Annotated in this window: 12 protein-coding genes; all 12 read left to right on the forward strand. The window is 39.0% G+C overall.

The genetic code is table 11. From position 1 onward, the window contains the following. The first annotated feature begins 259 nt into the window (after positions 1–259). On the forward strand, positions 260–1,075 hold the full coding sequence (locus tag AY601_RS24890) for an alpha/beta fold hydrolase (RefSeq protein WP_068406757.1): 816 nt from the start codon (positions 260–262) through the stop codon (positions 1,073–1,075). A 1,304-nt stretch (positions 1,076–2,379) separates the two neighbouring features. Continuing rightward, the gene (locus AY601_RS24895; RefSeq protein WP_068406759.1) at positions 2,380–2,592 is read left to right on the forward strand and encodes a hypothetical protein; all 213 of its coding nucleotides are present in this window, start codon (positions 2,380–2,382) and stop codon (positions 2,590–2,592) included. A gap of 260 nt (positions 2,593–2,852) precedes the next feature. Further along, entirely contained in the window at positions 2,853–4,568 is a 1,716-nt protein-coding gene (locus tag AY601_RS24900; protein WP_068406763.1) for a hypothetical protein, read from the forward strand. A 272-nt stretch (positions 4,569–4,840) separates the two neighbouring features. Next, on the forward strand, positions 4,841–5,419 hold the full coding sequence (locus AY601_RS24905; RefSeq protein WP_068406766.1) for an RNA polymerase sigma-70 factor: 579 nt from the start codon (positions 4,841–4,843) through the stop codon (positions 5,417–5,419). Positions 5,420–5,535: 116 nt separating this feature from the next. Further along, positions 5,536–6,663, forward strand: a complete 1,128-nt coding sequence (locus AY601_RS24910; protein ID WP_068406773.1) for a FecR family protein — start codon at positions 5,536–5,538, stop codon at positions 6,661–6,663. Positions 6,664–6,997: 334 nt separating this feature from the next. Beyond that, positions 6,998–10,264: a SusC/RagA family TonB-linked outer membrane protein gene (locus tag AY601_RS24915; protein WP_084359611.1), complete on the forward strand. Its 3,267-nt coding sequence runs from the start codon at positions 6,998–7,000 to the stop codon at positions 10,262–10,264. 4 nt (positions 10,265–10,268) lie between these two features. Continuing rightward, positions 10,269–11,777: a RagB/SusD family nutrient uptake outer membrane protein gene (locus tag AY601_RS24920; RefSeq protein ID WP_068406776.1), complete on the forward strand. Its 1,509-nt coding sequence runs from the start codon at positions 10,269–10,271 to the stop codon at positions 11,775–11,777. An 11-nt stretch (positions 11,778–11,788) separates the two neighbouring features. Next, positions 11,789–12,643 (forward strand): PKD domain-containing protein, encoded by an 855-nt coding sequence (locus tag AY601_RS24925; protein WP_068406779.1) that lies wholly within the window; start codon positions 11,789–11,791, stop codon positions 12,641–12,643. Positions 12,644–12,678: 35 nt separating this feature from the next. Further along, the gene (locus AY601_RS24930; protein ID WP_068406782.1) at positions 12,679–13,794 is read left to right on the forward strand and encodes an acyltransferase family protein; all 1,116 of its coding nucleotides are present in this window, start codon (positions 12,679–12,681) and stop codon (positions 13,792–13,794) included. A gap of 23 nt (positions 13,795–13,817) precedes the next feature. Further along, on the forward strand, positions 13,818–15,371 hold the full coding sequence (locus AY601_RS24935) for a right-handed parallel beta-helix repeat-containing protein (protein WP_068406786.1): 1,554 nt from the start codon (positions 13,818–13,820) through the stop codon (positions 15,369–15,371). Between the two features lie 28 nt (positions 15,372–15,399). Further along, the gene (locus AY601_RS24940) at positions 15,400–16,524 is read left to right on the forward strand and encodes a phosphotransferase enzyme family protein (protein ID WP_068406788.1); all 1,125 of its coding nucleotides are present in this window, start codon (positions 15,400–15,402) and stop codon (positions 16,522–16,524) included. Between the two features lie 5 nt (positions 16,525–16,529). Then, positions 16,530–17,876 (forward strand): Gfo/Idh/MocA family protein, encoded by a 1,347-nt coding sequence (locus AY601_RS24945; protein ID WP_068406793.1) that lies wholly within the window; start codon positions 16,530–16,532, stop codon positions 17,874–17,876. The last annotated feature ends 11 nt before the right edge of the window (positions 17,877–17,887 follow it).

Consider the following 17,887-nt stretch of genomic DNA (forward strand, 5'->3'; position numbering starts at 1 on the left):
CGCTAGTAGCGATAAATAAATGTTTCCTTTGGCCTTTAAAAAAAACAGGATATCTCTACTAGTGATGAACAGATGTTTTCTTAAATCTTATTTCATTGATCATGATGTATTTAGGCAAAAGTGGTGAAGAACCTGTTTAGTCTTTTTTATAGTTATAAAGAAGTACGATAGTTTGCAACATTTCTGGCTCGTCTATCGTTTCCAGTGCAAAGTTGGCTTTCTGATATTGGTTTAATATATTAAGTTTGTTAAAAAAATCATGTCTAAGTTTTTTGCGTTTTTAACAGTCCTTTTTATTTTAGTATCCTGCAAAAAAGATAAATCACGGGAAGTGTCTTTCAATGAAAGTATATTGCAATTAAGCACACACAACCTGGCAACCTATTCCTTTAGGTCAAACAGTAAATATCTTGTTGTTTTTGAATCAGGGCTTGGCAATGATCATTCAATATGGCAAACCAAGAGAGTTGCTGAAAGTATTGGTGCTAAAATGAACGTCTTGATTTATGACAGGGCAGGCTACGGAAAATCTACCATTGATGATACACCAAGGGATATCAATAGACTCAGGATTGAGCTCGAATTAGTAGTAGAGAAATACGCTAATGGCCGAAAAGTGATATTGGTTGGACATTCTTTAGGAGGAATGGTCATAAGGGATTTCGCCATTAAAAACCCCGGCATGATTGCAGGATTATTGTTCGTTGATCCCTCACACGAAAACGTTCTTCGTCTGACACAGGAAACCGAGGATAAACTTTATAATTCCATCAATAACAGTAATGGTCCAGATTTTGGAGGAACGAGAGAAACCAGACAATTAATTGAAGATGTACAATACATGACAGCCTTACCCAATCTACCAGATGTTCCGGTGGTTGTTTTGACTGGAATGAAATCAGATCCCGGTTCAACGGGAAACACTCAAGATCTGTATAACGCCCACGAATTGTTAAAAAATGGTGTTAGTGACTTCACTCATATCTCAGATACAAATTCCGGGCATTTTATTATGATAGACAACCCAGGTCTTATAATTGAAAAATTTAATCTGTTGATTTCTAAATTGCCGTAAAATCAGGGTCTTTATATAGCACATCCTTGCCTTTAGGATATTCTTAACCTCCTGTAGCTGTAAAATCACCGGAATCAGGCAGAGAAGATTGATTGATAAGCCACTGTAAGTCGTATTGCGGACAGGTATTGAGAATGATGTCATATGCGTTCTGCCGATCTGTCTCGCAATTCCTGCGTTGTATTGAACAGCTTTTTATCCAGGCGCTTTGTTGTTAGTTTGCATGGATTGAAATGATCTTCACAATTTATACCTAAAGCTAGCCGCGGGCTACACATCATGCCGACAGCCAGAAGGTCAGGAAAAACTCAAAGTGGTGACTTCGGTGTAATCCGGTGACCACTTTTTGAGTAAGCCCAATTCTAACTACTAGCCATTTAATTATCTTGCCCAGCCTGATCATTCCAGTTAGTTTACTTGGTATCTCGTTCCCTAATCCCACTTGTGAGAGTAAGAGTATGTTTTATGCCTGTAGATTCTCAACATCTTTTCCGGCGATTATTTTTTTCTTTTCTACCACAAGAAGCTAATATGTGTCTCAGTTGGATATTAAGGCTATTTTATCTTTTTCCATGTGCGTTTATACTTTAGAGTAAAATCTTTACTAAGAGGCTCCTGAGAAACAAGCTCCCTTAGTCGAGCAATTTTTTTCAAATCTTCTATGAATTTTTTTGAGTTCAGTTCAAAAGGGTGCACTGAGAGCTTTAGAGAAATCTAAGGCTTTTTTGTTTTCAGAGATTTTTCGAGACCTGTAATTTGGATCAAGTCACCAACTTTTGGAGCAGGCTGTTTTTTAAGCATAAATTTTGACACGCTAAACAGAAAGTCTTTGCTGTCACGGATGCTCTTATGCCTCTGGAATTTGCGCTGAAAGCTGTCAATTTGCATAGGAATGACTCAGCCGAAACAAGGCCGGGCTGTTGGTAAATAAATTCAAAATAGCTAACTAATAAAGCTATATCGGCCGGGTACTGTCCGGGTACTGTCCGGGTACTGGTCGGGTACTCGTTAGGGTAAGAGCAGTGCTAAAGTAACGCGAGAGCATGGCAAGTCCAAGTCAAAACAACTAGTTGAAATGACTTGGACCTGCCATGCTTACAGCCCGTTTACAACCTGGTGTCACCCCGACCACCACTCAGGCACAACCAAACCATAACTAGTTGAAGATTAATGAAATTATAATTTTTCATTGGACTAACGCACAGACAACTGCAGACCTCTGCGGACAATTACGGACATTTTTTACGCATCAGGATAATCTTTAACGCGAATAGCTTACATTGGTGGAAAGGCATTTATTTATCATGGGAAGTTTAACGGGTAAATTTTCAAAGGGAATCCTGGGCGATTTCATTTTTAAAGCAGCAGTTTGGCGTACAGGTTGTTTCAAAAGTTCTGTACTGGGCAAAAGGAAACAAACGATGGAAACCCAAAGGCATCAGAGAACTTTCGTCAAAGTAGCAAGCCTGGAAAAATCAGGATCTTTCCTCCCCCTAAGAATTCCGCTAAAGCGTTGACCAATCTCTTATCAAAGTAATCAGGAGCGTTTAATACTGATAAATTGAACTATAAAATCAGGAAGTAATTAGCTTATTAAAGAATCGTAACCATCGGCTTTGAACTCAAAAAATATCAGACCCAAAACTTGAAATTTAATCCCTACTCCACAAGTTTATGAATTGATACTGAATTTTGTTGTTCACGTTAAGTGAACGGGAGAAGTAAATTTGCCTATATCATTCTGTATTTTAGTAAATACATTAAATAACCAGATACTATGAAATTTAAACTGATTTCCTCTTTTACTTTCCTTGCCTTATTTTTATCTACGCTTTCCCAGGCTCAAGTTAAACAAGTTAATATCAGTCGTGTTGACATCATGGCCAATCTGCCTCAACCGCTTCAAATTATAGATTGGAAAGCTATGGCACTTAAATTTGACAACACCGTATATGATTTCAACGCTAAAGGGAGATATTGGCCAATGGTTTGGATGGACAGTACCGGGAAAAATTTTAAGGAACCGACTTTAGGGATGTATACGGCTATTGGAGATGTGAGACAAGGCTTACCACACAATAAAGGAATGTTTCATGAAGCACTGGCCAATATGGGTGCTGTTTTAGGCGCTACCCTGGTCGGAATTGATAAAAGCAAACAACAGGACTTAAACTATGCCGGTATGCTGCGGAATTATTTCAATAAAGATACCGGATGGGACATCATGATGAACAATACCGCACCTGAAGTTGCTTTATTGGGCGGTGGTTATGGTCGCGATTGGTGGTACGACATTTATCCCAATGTCTTGTTTTATGCAGTTTACGACAAATACCCATCAGAGCCTGGTTTTGAAATGATGGCCAGAAGAATCGCAGAGAAATTTTACAAGGCCGATTCTATTTTGAACGGCAATTACAAATATTCCTATTTTGACTATGGACAGATGAAACCCATGTCTACACACATCTGTGCCCAACCAGACGCAGCTGCTGGACATGCATACGTTTTGTATTCAGCCTATAAAAAGTTTGGTGATCCGCGTTATTTGAAAGGTGCAATAAGTGCCATGAAGGCTTTGGAAAGTGAAAAGATCAATCCTACTTATGAGTTGCTGATGCCTTTTGGTGCTTATGTAGCGGCCAGGATGAATGCAGAACAAGGAACAAATTTTGATATAGCTAAAATGCTGAACTGGACGTTTGATGGAACTGCGGTTTGCAGAGAAGGCTGGGGATTTCTGGTTGGAAATTGGAATGGTTTCGACATTTCCGGAACTGTAGGCAGTACTGTTGATCATGGTGGGTATGCTTTTTTAATGAATACATTTGATGCGGCATGGCCATTGGTAGCTATGGTGAGGTATAAACAAGAGTATGCAGATGCCATTGGTAAATGGATGTTGAATGCCGTGAATGCGTCGCGGCTTTTCTATCCCCAATACATGCCGGTGGAACATCAAACTATCCCTGATTTGGCCGATGTGACCAAAGGGGTAATTGCTTATGAAGGTTTTGCAAAAGCTTCTACTTTTGACACTTTATACCAGACTTTGAAAGCTCCGGTAGCACAGGGTGACGGCCCCAAATGGGTTCCTGGGCAAAATCCGGAGGTTTCGCAATTTAGTGTATATGGAAGCGGGCATGTCGGGATTTTTGGCAGCATCGTCAAAGAGACAGAAGTGAAAGGTATTTTAGGTTTGGATTTACTGGCTACCGACTTCTTTAAACAAGATGCCTATCCAACACATTTATTTTATAATCCTTACCCTGCACCTAAAAACATTTCGTTCAAAGTTGCCCAGACGAAATCAGATGTTTACGATCTGGTAGCTCAACGCTATGTGGCCCGCAATGTGTCTAAGGCTGTTAATATTACTATTCCAGCACTAAAATCAATTGTTTTGGTGAGTATTCCTGCTCAGGGTAAAATGCAGGTTCAAAATAAATGTTTAACTATAAACGGAGTAATCGTTGATTACAATTACAAATAATTTTCATTTTCTGATTAAAAAAAGAGAATGTATCATTATTGAAAAGATGAACATCCTCTTTTTTGTTTTCATGGATTTTTCTCATTAAGATTTAACATTGTAAAATTAGCCTCTTCTTAAGCCCTCGTCATCTGAGACCATCCATCAGAATTGCTTAAACTTAATTTTCAGGGTATAGCTGGCAAAGCATAAAAATCGTTTTCTTTGAAAAAGGCTCAGAAATATAATTTACGACTTTCTTTTCTTAATAAAATGAATAACTTGTATGCTTTATGGCCAAATATAATGACCTTACTGACAGTGAATTGATTCTTTTGTTAAACGAGGATAATAATGCTGCGTTTAAGGAGATTTATCTCCGGTACGATAAACTTTTGTACTTGTATGCTTATAAAAAGTTGAGAAACAAAGAAGAGGCTAAAGATGTTGTTCAGGATGTTTTTACCTGGCTTTTAAATCACCGCCAGGACATTCATTTAAAAGTGAGCTTATCCGCATACCTATATAAAGCAGTACTTCATAAAATATTTGATATTTTCAAACATAAAGGGATCATTAAAAGATATGCCGAAAGCGGGGAGCATTATATTGAACTCGAGTCTGTCGAAACAGATTACCTGATCCGGGAAAAGGATATTTCTAGTTTAATAGCACAGGAAATTGCCGCAATGCCGCCTAAAATGAGAGAGATCTATATTTTAAAAAGAAAGAACTATTTAAGTACCAAAGAAATTGCCTTGCAATTGGGCGTCTCCGAACATACCGTATCCACACAACTTAAGAGAGCAATGAAACATCTCCGGATAAAACTAGGGTTGGTAGCTTATCTTTTGTGGATCTTAAAAATATAGATTTAAATTATTAATCTGTATATCAGTTTGTTATATTTTTATTTTTAATAGCTGTACCTAATTCATCTTGCTAAATCGTCTTTAATCTTGTTGGGCAGTAACAGGAAAGAATTCAAATGAAGAAAGATGTAAAAGAAGTATTGGATAAGATAAGTTCGGGCAATTATAATCCGGAGGAAGAAGCTATTGCCAAACTTTGGTTGCACCAACTTCACCAGCATGATGAAGCTGGTCTTTCGGAACAAGAACTTCATGAAGTAAGTGACCAGATGTGGTCATCACTGGAGCGAAATAAAAAACAATCCTTACCTCATAAATATCGGAAATCAGTGGTTTATATGGCCGCAGCGGCATCTTTAGCTTTGATCATTAGTGTTGGCCTGTATTTTAATCAGCAGCGGCCGTTAGCTAAATCAATCCAGCCTGAAGCCTATACAAATGATATCCCTGCAGGGAGTAATAAAGCCTATCTGACATTGGCCAATGGGAAGAAACTTGCATTGACAAGTTCAGCTAATGGGACACTCGCAGAAGAAGCAGGAATAAAGATTACTAAAACTGCAGATGGGCAACTAGTTTACACCGTTGCCAATCAGGGTGGGAAGAAGGCTGCAGGTTACAATAGCATTGAAACACCCCGTGGAGGACAGTACCAGTTGAATTTGCCTGATGGTACCAAAATCTGGCTTAACTCAGCTTCTTCCTTGAAGTATCCAGTTTCTTTTGCGGCTTTAAAAGAACGCAGAGTTGAATTAAGCGGCGAGGCCTATTTTGAAGTTGCCAAAGATAAAATACACCCTTTTATTGTGAAAAGCGGAAGGCAGCAGATTCAAGTCTTAGGGACTCACTTTGATGTGAATGCCTATCCTGATGAACAGCTGATTAAAACCACGCTGTTAGAAGGCTCTGTAAAGTTAAATGAACAAGTTGTTTTAAAACCAGGTGAACAATCTTTGCTGACGGGAGAAAAATTCAGTGTGAAAGAAGTGAATGTTAACGATGCCATTGACTGGAAAAATGGAGAATTTGTGTTTACAAATGAATCCTTAACCAGCATTCTGAAGAAAGTTTCACGATGGTATGACGTAGAGATCAAATACATACATAACCCGGTAAACATGCCCACATTTACGGGCTCCGTTTCCCGATCTGAAAATATATCAGGTGTTTTAAAAATGTTGGAAGAGACGAGTAATGTGCGCTTCTCTATTGAAGGAAGACAAATCAATGTAATCACCAGATAAATAGACTAAAAGAGGATCTGACCAATCCGGTAACCACCTAACCAACCTATCAACTAAACCAAAACAAAATGAAAAGAATCAAGGGAAAAGCAAGTTAATAAACCGGTTTTTAAGAGAAAGCCATGAAAGTGTATCAGCACTTCCATGGCAAAGATCTGAGTTAACCCAAAAAACAAAATTGAGATCCGTTCATGTATTAACCCAAGCTTACGAAAGTATGAAATTAAATGCTTTTAACCTAGGTATGCTACGCATATGGCTATATCCTAAACTTTTATTTATCCTGAAATTTGTTATTCAGCAAGCCTTAACAAAGAATAAAAGAAAATTACTAATGAGAATTAACCTGATTGTCGCCATCCTTATAACCTGCTTATTGCAAGTTAGTGCGGCCGGTTTTGCACAACGGATCAGTTATACAAAACAGAATACTACGCTTCAGCAGGTTTTTTTGGAGATCAAAAAACAAGCAGGATTCAGAGTTTTGTATTCTGACCAAAATGTAAATGGTCAGTTGAAAATTAATGTGGATTTTAAGAATTCAGCACTTGATCAGGTGATGGAAATCTTATTGAAAGGCCAGAATTTAACTTATAAAATCGAGCGGAAAACAATACTGATTAAGGCGAAATCCATTATCCCCGTATTGCCAGAAATTATAATTAAAGATGTTGATGTAAAAGGAAAGGTCATAGATAAAGATGGGCGTCCTCTACCTGGTGCATCGGTTAGCGTAAAGGGACAAAAAAGAATAGTTAGTACTGACACAGAAGGAGGCTTCCTGTTAAAAGGAGTTAATGAATATGCAATATTGACCGTCTCTTTTATTGGATATCTGAGTAAAGAGGTAAAGATAATTCCAGGGCAGCTTCTCCATATTATCCTGGATGAAGATGTTAGTCAGCTGAACAATGTAATTGTAGTGGGCTATGATTCTAAGAAGCAAAGTGAACTTACCAGTGCTGTATCAGTCGTTTCTTCAGAAAAATTAAAGGATGTAACTTCCAATAATATCGGGGCAATGTTGCAGGGAAAAGTTGCTGGCTTGCAAGTGATCAATAGCTCAGGTGCGCCAGGATCTGCTCCTGAAATCAGGCTTCGGGGTGTCTCTTCTGTAAATGCCAGCCAAAGCCCTCTGGTGGTGGTAGATGGGATTATTGGTGGAAATTATGACCCCAACGATGTAGAAAGTATCACAGTCCTTAAAGATGCAGGTGCCACTGCCTTATATGGTTCACAAGCAAATGCAGGCGTGATTATCGTTACCACAAAAAGTGCAAAGACTGACAAGATTAATTTTGAGGTTAAAATTTCTTCAGGATTTAAGACACCAGACTTTGGAAAAACGAATTTGATGAACAGTAATGAACTTTATGATCATCAAATGGAGTTTTACCGGGACTATATTGTCGGGGCTCCAGACAATTCTTACAAAATAGATTTAACCAGGTTCTATCAGGAGCGGCCATTGAGTTTAAGGAACCAGGATTATGATTGGTCGAATGAATCCTTTAAACCAGCTCCTATAAACAGCGTTTATCTATCTGCAAGTGGCAGGACAGAAAAGAACAGTTATTACATTGGCGCTTCCTATTATAAAGAAAAGGGAACCTTTCTGAACACAGATTTTCAAAGGATAAATCTAAGAGCAAATTCAACTTATAATTTTTCAAAAAACCTCAGTATCACTAATAATATAAACATTAGTGCACAAAACGGGCACAGTTATGATTACAATGATGTTTATTATGCCTTCCTGAATTTGCCATGGGACAATCCATACGATGAAAATGGATCACCACTATACGTAGACGGAAATTCTACTTTTAAATGGTGGTCAAGAGATAAAGTAAATCCTATTCATTCTGTTGAGAACTCTGATCATCCCACCAAAGGTTTTGATGTGAATTATGATTTCGCCGTAAATTATCATATTAACGATTGGCTGACATTCTCCAGTACAAACCGAGGCTCCGCAGCATTTAATAAAGTGGCAAATTACTATTCGCCACTCACTGCTGGTACTTACCATGGACAAGGATTTCTGAGTGAATTGAACACCTTTAATTATGGCGGAATTTCAAATAATCTCTTGAAATTTAACTTCAGGCTATCAGACCATACCATCAGTGGTTTTGCAGGCGTAGCTTTAGAAGGATCACAGACTGAGCTTTCTGGTGGTTCAGGGAAAGGATTGCCTGCGGGATTAAAAGTATTGAATGTGGTTTCAAACGGTCAGCTGGTAACAGGATTAAATGATAAGAAATATCTTCAATCTATAATTTCTCAAGTCAATTATAATTATAAAAGCCGCTACTTTTTAACCGCCTCCTTTCGTGTAGATGGTTCTTCAGCTTTTCCTAAAGCAAACCGGTATGCATCTTTTCCTGCCTTATCTGGAAGCTGGCTGATCAGTAATGAAGATTTTATGCAGGGTCATAGTGCAATTGATAATTTGAAATTAAGATTTAGTTATGGTGTTACAGGTACACAGGATATTGGTTCTTCCAGATACCTTGGCTTGTATTCTTTAACCACCCAGTACAACGGCTTAATCGGGGCAGTACCTTTTCAGCTGGCAAACCCGCTGCTAACCTGGGAAAGTAAGCACCAGCTTAATGCGGGTATTGATATTGGCTTGTTCAAAAGAGTGAACCTGACTATAGATGCCTATCGGAACAATACTAAAAATCTTTTATTGCAGGTTTCTCAGCCCCTTTCTGTTGGTTTTGAAACGAGATGGGAGAATTCGGGAAATGTAATTAACCGGGGAATAGAACTTGGTCTGAATACCATCAATATTAAAACCAGGGACTTTGAGTGGGCAACAGATTTTACCATCAACTTTAATGACAATAAGTTGTATGGTTTGCCATCAGATATTGTTAAGACAGGCTCCTGGAATATCTCACAGCTCTACAGTAATGGAGGGAATCTTTATGAATTCTATATGCCTAAATGGCTTGGTGTAGACAGCCAGACCGGAGCGCCGGTATGGGAAAAGATCATTAATGATGCAGATGGGAAAGCTATAGGGAGCGAGCGGACGATGAATTATTCGGAGGCCACCACACAAAAAGTTGGAAGTGCACTTCCAAAATATCAGGGTGGATTTAACAATAGTTTTAAATACAAAAATTTCAATCTGCGGATAAGTACTTATTTCAATTATGGTAATAAAGTATTTAGCAATAACCTGCGTTTTATGATGAACGATGGACATGAGCCATATTATAACCAGATACAGATGCCATCGGGATCAAAAGTATGGAGTTTCCCTGGCGATACAGAAGCCACAGAACCAAGTCCTCAGAATTCAGCAAATTCTACTGAAACCTCCACCCGGTATTTGAAAAATGGAAGCTATCTGACCATCAGGAATATTGCTTTGAATTATACTTTGCCTCAGACCTTTGCGAAGAAATTAAATATGGAGCGGATTACTGTTGGTTTAACAGCAGATAATGTGGCCACCTTTTCAAACTTCTTGGGTCAGGATCCTCAAACTACCATTACGCCTGGGAATGCAACACCAGGAGTATCTGACTTTAAATATCCGAATAACAGGCAATACTTGTTCACTGTCAATTTTAATTTTTAAGAAGATGAAGAAAATTATATTTATTCTATTTTTTATTGCAGTAAGCAGTTGTAAAAATGCGGAGGTATCCCCAAGCGATGCGATTAATACAACAGATCTGGTGACCACAGAAGAAGGCTTAACCAATGCCTTAAACGGAGCATATGCTTTATTTAAAGATCATATAACTTTTAATGGTATCGTAGACCAGAACAATATGTATCTCCGTCAGTTCTATCAGTTATCTGATTTTGCAAGTGATGATATTGTTTGCGGACAGGTTACTGAGGATCCTTTATTTTACAGTTTCAATCTTTTACATTCTCCCGGTCAAAGTAATACCCGTTATTTCTGGTATGTGTCTTACAAGATTATAACCGGGGTCAATACTATAATTGATGCAGTAGAGAAATCTGGTAAGAATGATGTTAAAACACAGCAGCTGCTTGGAGAGTGTTATTTTCTGAGGGCTTATTGTCATTTTAACTTAGTCCGCCTGTTTGGTAAGCCTTATGCCGTTGATCCTGGTTCGCCCGGTATTATTCTCCGCACTTCGCTAACGGATGAGGCAAAAAAGGCCCGCTCTACAGTAGCTGAAGTTTATGATGCAGTCATTGCCGATGCAGAAAAAGGAGCTTCACTGATGAGTCTTTCCAGAGGCGTTCAATATGCTTCCAAAGAAGCAGCATGGGCACTTTTATCCAGAGTGAACCTTTATAAAGAAGATCATGCTAAAACCATTGACTATTCAAACAAAGTAATTACTTCGAACCGTTTTAAACTGGAAACAAAAACTACTTATCCTGCTTTGTTTGCTAATGCAAAGGCTGGTAATGAAACTATCTTATGTGTAGCATTTACAGCTATTGATGACTATGGTAAATTCGGATCTATAGCTTCTATGGTTTTTTCTGACGGTAATTCCGGATGGGGAGAAGAATACGCCTCTTCTTCACTGCGAAACCTGATGTCAAAGCATCCGGAAGATGTGAGGTGGTCTTATATAAAACCACTTAAAGATGGAGACGGAGCCGTTCAAAAGAAGAATGGGATTGAAGTCTATTATATCAGTAAATTTTCTTTTCAGGATGGTTCCCCTAATCTAAGCTCTCCGATTTTATTCAGATTGAGTGAAATGTATTTAAACAGAGCAGAGGCAGAGGCGAAAACGGGAAATACAGCAGCAGCACTGGATGATGTGGATCAAATTCGCGCTAACCGGGGTCTGGAAGCATCCCTTTACCATCAAGCACTTCCTTCTGGCTCAACGGCGATGGATGTGGTTCTGGATGAAAAGAGAATAGAAATGGCTTTTGAAGGGCACCGTACATACGATGTATTCAGAAATAAACGAAAGATGAATAAAAGCTATTGGGGTTATCATATCCAGGGCTTAAAGGAAACAGATATAGAGCTCTCCAAAACCCCTGCGGGTTATCAAAATCTGGTTATAGACTATACCAATCCAAGAGTCATTTATTTTATTCCTGTAGACGAAGTACTTAGTAATCCAAAGGCTATTCAAAACCCATAAATCATAAAGTGATGAAAACTATACAAAAATTAGGTTTTATACTGATTCTGATGGGTTCGGTATGGAGTTCCTGCAAAAAAGATAAAAGTGAAAAATTTACCGATTTGTCTTATACATTGGAAGTAGATGGTAACCAGGTGAAATTTAAACCAGTAACGACCGGCATATCCAGCTATAAATGGGATTTTGGAGATGGGCAATCTTCAACAGAAGTAAACCCTGTCCATATATATCCTGGGAAAGGAAAATATGTACCTACACTATATGCAACAGTTAATGGTCAGTCTGCAGAAGCTTCAACAGTGATCAGAATTGCGAAAGGCAGTCCTGTGAAATTAAATGATCAGACACTGGATGATTGGAATACGGTTACTGCAAATGTCATTACTTCAGGTATTAAAGGTGGTGTTTTTAAAAAAGTGAAATATGACTACGATGGAAATTATATCTACATCTATATGGAGATGGCTTCTAAAAAATCTAATGCTGATATTTTTGATTTTTATATAGATTCAGACAATAGTAGTGCTACAGGTCTGCTTGGTAGTTTTTCCGGAGGTGGTTATGACATTCTGTTAGAAGGACAGCTCCTCACTGCGAACATGGATATTTTTTATCATAGCGGTTCCCAAACCAGTTTTTCTTTCCTGCAACAGTCAATCACAGAGGCATATCAAATCGGGACAGTTGTAGAAGAGGGTGGGATATTGAAGTTTGAAATGCGGCTGGTACGTGGTAAGTTGAAAAATCTCACGGGTTCGGGGGCAAGAATAGGCATTATAGCAACCAAAAGTGATTGGTCTGTATCACTTGGGTACGCACCCGATGAAGGGCAACCTGGGTTTCTGCTGGAAATGTTAGAGTAAGTCCAATAAAAATATTTAAAAATAAACTTATATCGATGAAAAATACAGATAATCAAACTGTAGCGGGGAGGCTTATGTCTTTAGACGTGATGCGGGGAATGATCATGATCCTGCTATGCGCAGAAAGTTGTTTAGTCTTTGTGTCTTTAAAAAGGCTGCAAACGGGGACCGGACCATCTATCATTGATCAGCTTTTTCATCACCCATGGCATGGACTTCGTTTCTGGGATCTCGTACAGCCAGCATTTATGTTTATGGCAGGAGCAGCATTATATATATCCTACAGTAGAAAACTGGAAAAAGGGATTACATGGCAGGGCAATCTGAAGCATGTTTTAATCCGGAGTTTTAAACTCTTTCTTTTTGGTGTGGGGCTGCATTGTGTTTATGCGGGGAAACCTGTTTTTGAACTTTGGAACGTATTAACCCAACTTGCCTTTACCAGTATTGTTGCCTATCTCATCATTAACAGGACTCCGTTATTTCAGCTTTTGTTTTCCATAGTGCTGTTGATGATAACCGAAACTTTATACCGCTATATACAAGTGCCTGGGTTTGATCACCCTTTTATGGAGCATCATAATTTTGGAGCTTATGTCGATACCCTGCTTATGGGAAAAATAAACAGCGATGGCTGGGTTGCAATTAATGCTATTCCTACTGCCGCACATACTATTTGGGGCGTATTAGCTGGTAAACTCTTAATCTCAAAACAGTCGGCGGCAGAGAAAATCAAACTGTTGGTATTTGCAGGTATTCTCGGATTATTGATTGGTTTCGGAATGGATTTGATTGGTATTACACCGATCATCAAAAGAATCAGTACCAGTTCCTTTGTTTTCGCATCCGGAGGTTGGGTACTGCTTATGCTGGCAGCGATTTACTGGCTGGTGGATGTAAAGCAAAATATAAAATACGCCTGGGTTTTTACTGTAGTAGGGATGAATGCTATTTTCATTTATATCTTTTTTGAAACCGTTGGGCATGAATGGCTCAATGGTGCTATTGGGATTTTTACTGGAGATATGCTGCATTTATTTTTCAATCTTCCTGTCAGTTTTGCGGGCTTGATCTCTGCTTTAGCCGTGTGGTTTGCAGAATGCTCACTCTGTTACTGGCTGTATAAAAACAAGATATTCTTTAAGCTATAAACTGAAATTTAACCTAAACCGATATGAAAAAAGTAATCATTATTATCCTCCTTGCAGGGCTTTTTAGTGCCTGTTCCAAAGTAAATAATTTAGAACCAGGTCAATCAGCAACCTCAAAAGACAAGACCATGCTGCTTGCTGTGACCAGTTATTATGTAAATGGCACCAGTGGAAACGACGCCAATTCAGGTACAACAGCAGCTACGGCATTAAAAACTATCCAGGCTGCATTAAATAAAACAACAGACGGCGCTGGCAGTACAATTTTTGTGGCTGCGGGAACTTATCAAGAACGGCTGAACTGGCCTAATTCAGGAGCATCCGCAACGGAGCCTATAACCTTGACTAATTATAACAGTGGTACTGTAATCCTTGACGGTACCAATGCAACCAATACTGCACAAAATGCAATGATTGCTATTGCAAGTAAAAGCTATATCCGCATCCAGTCCATCCGGATTGCGAATAATATCCGGGGTTTTGCTTCCGGCATTTATATGTCGGGCTCAGGGACAGATGTCCATTTTACAGATTGTAAGCTATACAACATTGGGTGGACAACCAATGCTGCTGCTGTTCCTTCATCGAGTGATAATGCTAATCCATTAGTTATCGTAGGAACAACTGCAAATTCTTATAACCAGATCTACATTGGGAATAATGAAATTTATAATTGCACAACTGGTTTCAGCGAGGGACTTACTGTGGCAGGTAATGTGGAGAATTTCCTGATAGAGAATAATACCGTGCACGATATCACTAATATTGGGATTGACATGACAGGTAATTATGCCTGGACCGGGGCACCTGCAAATGTCAACTTTGCACGTAATGGTAACGTAAAATACAATAAAGTTTACCGTTGTGTTTCACCAGTGGCCACTTCTGCCGGTATTTATGTAGATGGAGCAAAATGGATTAATATTGAAGGCAATACCTGTTACGAAAACTCAACGGGGATTAGTGCGGGTTGTGAAAACAATAACAATAGCACAGATGGCATCAATATCAGGAGCAACTTTATCTATAATAATGTAGAAGCTGGAATAATAATGGGCTCCAATGCAGCAAATAGTAAGGTGATTAATTCGACAATTACCAACAATACACTATTTAAAAATTACTCAAAAACTGGCTGGGGAGGAGAAATCCATCTTCAAAATACAGATCATCTTACCATCACGAACAACATTATTCAATCTGCAAGTAATATAGTGATCGTAGCCTCTTCCGGTTACACCTCTACTAACCTGGTTTTTGATTACAACAATTATTTCTCCGCTTCGGGCTCTTCAGCTACGGTTACTTTTGACTGGGGTGGAATTAGCGGTATTACTTACCCCTCTTTTGCTGCATTTAAAACTGGAACTGGTTTAGATGCGAATTCAAGTTATGGTATGCCTTCTTTTGTTTCGGCCACCTTGCCTAATCCAAACCTTCATTTAGGCAGCGCCTCTTTATGTGTCAACAAAGGCTTACCCTCATTTGTCGCTCAACCCGGAGAATTTGACATTGATAAAGAAGCGAGAGTGAGAAATGGCCGCGTAGATATTGGAGCGGACGAATCAGCTTATTAAACTTATCCGTTCATCTTAAAGTTATATTTTGAAAAGAATTAAGAATTTATTTGAAATCACCTCTCAGTTTAAATGTCATGTTGATATTTCTTCTCTCAGATCATATGGGACAGGACATATTAATGATACTTACCGGCTAAAGAACCTGGTGAGTGAGGAACATGACTATTTGCTGCAAAAGATTAACCACCATGTTTTTAAAGATGTCCCCAAGCTTACGGAAAACATTTGCAGAGTTATTGCACATCTTAAAAATAAGATGATTATAGCCGGTGAGGGCAATCCCGACAAAGAAGTGATGACAATGGTTGCTACCAAATCCGGCCCTTATTTTTATCAGGATAGCCATGGTGAATATTGGAGAATGTGCCATTTCTTAAAGGATACTAAAACTTATGATGTAGTTGAAACAGAAAAGCAAGCTTATGAAGGTGGAAAAGCTTTCGGGAAATTTCAAGCCATGCTTTGCGATCTTTCTCCAGAAGTGATGTATGAGGTGATTCCTGATTTTCATAATATCGAAAAAAGGCTTGGACAATTGGAACATGCGGTAAATGCAGATTCCTTCGACCGTGTTCAGCAGGTATTGCCGGAACTGGAAACCATACAAGCCAGCGCTAAGTCTATGTTGTTTTTTCAGGAGGATGAACAACGGCTTACTTTGCCCATGCGTGTAACTCACAATGACACCAAGTTTAATAATGTGCTGTTGAATTTAAAAGGGAAGGCACAGTGTATAATTGACCTGGATACGGTAATGGCAGATTACATTGCTTATGACTTTGGGGATGCTATCCGGACAATTATTAATACAGCGGCCGAAGATGAAGCGGAACTGTCAAACATCAAATTGAACCTTCCGCTATTTAAGGCTTACACCAAAGGCTATATGAAAGAAGCCGGGCAATTCCTGAATGAGTGGGAATTAAGGTCTTTGATCAAGGGTGTTCTTTTGTTGCCTTATATGCAGGCAGTCAGGTTTTTAACAGACTACCTTAACGGAGATATTTATTATAAGATCGAATCTCCCCATCATAACCTTCAACGTACCAGAGCGCAACTTCAATTGCTAAAGGAGTTGTTCACCCACTCCAAGAGCATGGAAAAAGTAATATTTAAAGAGGCTAAAAAACATCAGTTAATTAAGAGCTAGAAATCATGGATAGAAGACATTTTTGTGCCAACGGATTAGTTGGATTGGCCGGGCTTACTTTAATGCCATCGGGCGTATTATTCGCGAATGCTAAAGACAAGATCAAATTAGGTTATATCGGTGTAGGCTTAAGAGGGCGGAATCATATCAGCGAAGGGCTTCTTCGTTCCGATGTAGAAATAACTGCGATTTGTGATACGCAGGAAAGCTCTTTGAAATATTGCCGTGCACAGTTTGTAAAGGCAGGCAAGAAACTTCCAGCCGAATATACTGGTGGGCTTGATGCTTATAAAAAACTGCTGGAACGAAAAGATATAGATGCAGTGATCATTGCAACACCATGGGAGTTTCATAAAGAACAGGCCATCGATGCAATGAGAGCTGGAAAATATGTGGGTTGTGAGGTGATTGCAGGCATTACGGTAGAAGACCATTGGGAGATCTTAAAAGTTTATGAAGAGACGAAAATTCCTTACATGACGCTTGAAAATGTTTGTTACCGCCGGGATGTACTTGCCGTATTAAACATGGTCCGGAATAATGTTTTCGGAGAACTGATACATTTAGAAGGAGGATACCAACATGACCTCAGAGGTGTTTTATTTAATGATGGAAAATCTTTTGACGGGAAGGGTGGAGAGTTTGGGCCAAATACAGTTGGTGAGGCTCAATGGCGCACACAATGGAATGCAGACCGGAATGGAGATATTTATCCGACGCATGGTGCTGGCCCGATTATGAATTATATCGATATCAACAGGGGGAATCAGTTTACAAACCTGGTTTCGTTTGCTTCCAAATCAAGAGGATTGCACCAGTATATTGAGAAAAAGTCTCCCGGAAACAAAAACCTTGCAGTAAACTTCAAAAATGGTGACCTGGTTACCACTATGCTGAACTGTGCAAACGGAGAAACGGTGACTTTAACACATGATACGCATTTACCCAGACCCTATTCTTTAGGATTCAGAGTACAGGGAACACGCGGTTTGTGGATGGATGTCGCAGATTCAATTTATATAGAAGGGGAATCCGGAACCTATGATGAATGGGATAAGGCGAAAATATGGCTGGATAAATATGACCATCCCTTATGGAAAAAACATCAGCATGAGGCAGATGGTGCTGGGCATGGCGGGATGGATTGGTTTGTTTTTAACGCTTTTGTAGAAGCTGTTAAACAGCGGATACAAACTCCGATAGATATTTATGACTCCTTAACGATGAGTGTCATCACTCCGCTTTCTGAAAAGTCAATACAAGAGGGAAATATGCCACAGCAGTTTCCTGATTTTACGAAAGGAAAGTGGAAAGATCTTAAAAACACGTTTGCACTGAATAATAAATTTTAAACAACTAGCAA

The organism is Pedobacter cryoconitis (assembly GCF_001590605.1).
GTDB lineage: Bacteria > Bacteroidota > Bacteroidia > Sphingobacteriales > Sphingobacteriaceae > Pedobacter > Pedobacter cryoconitis_A.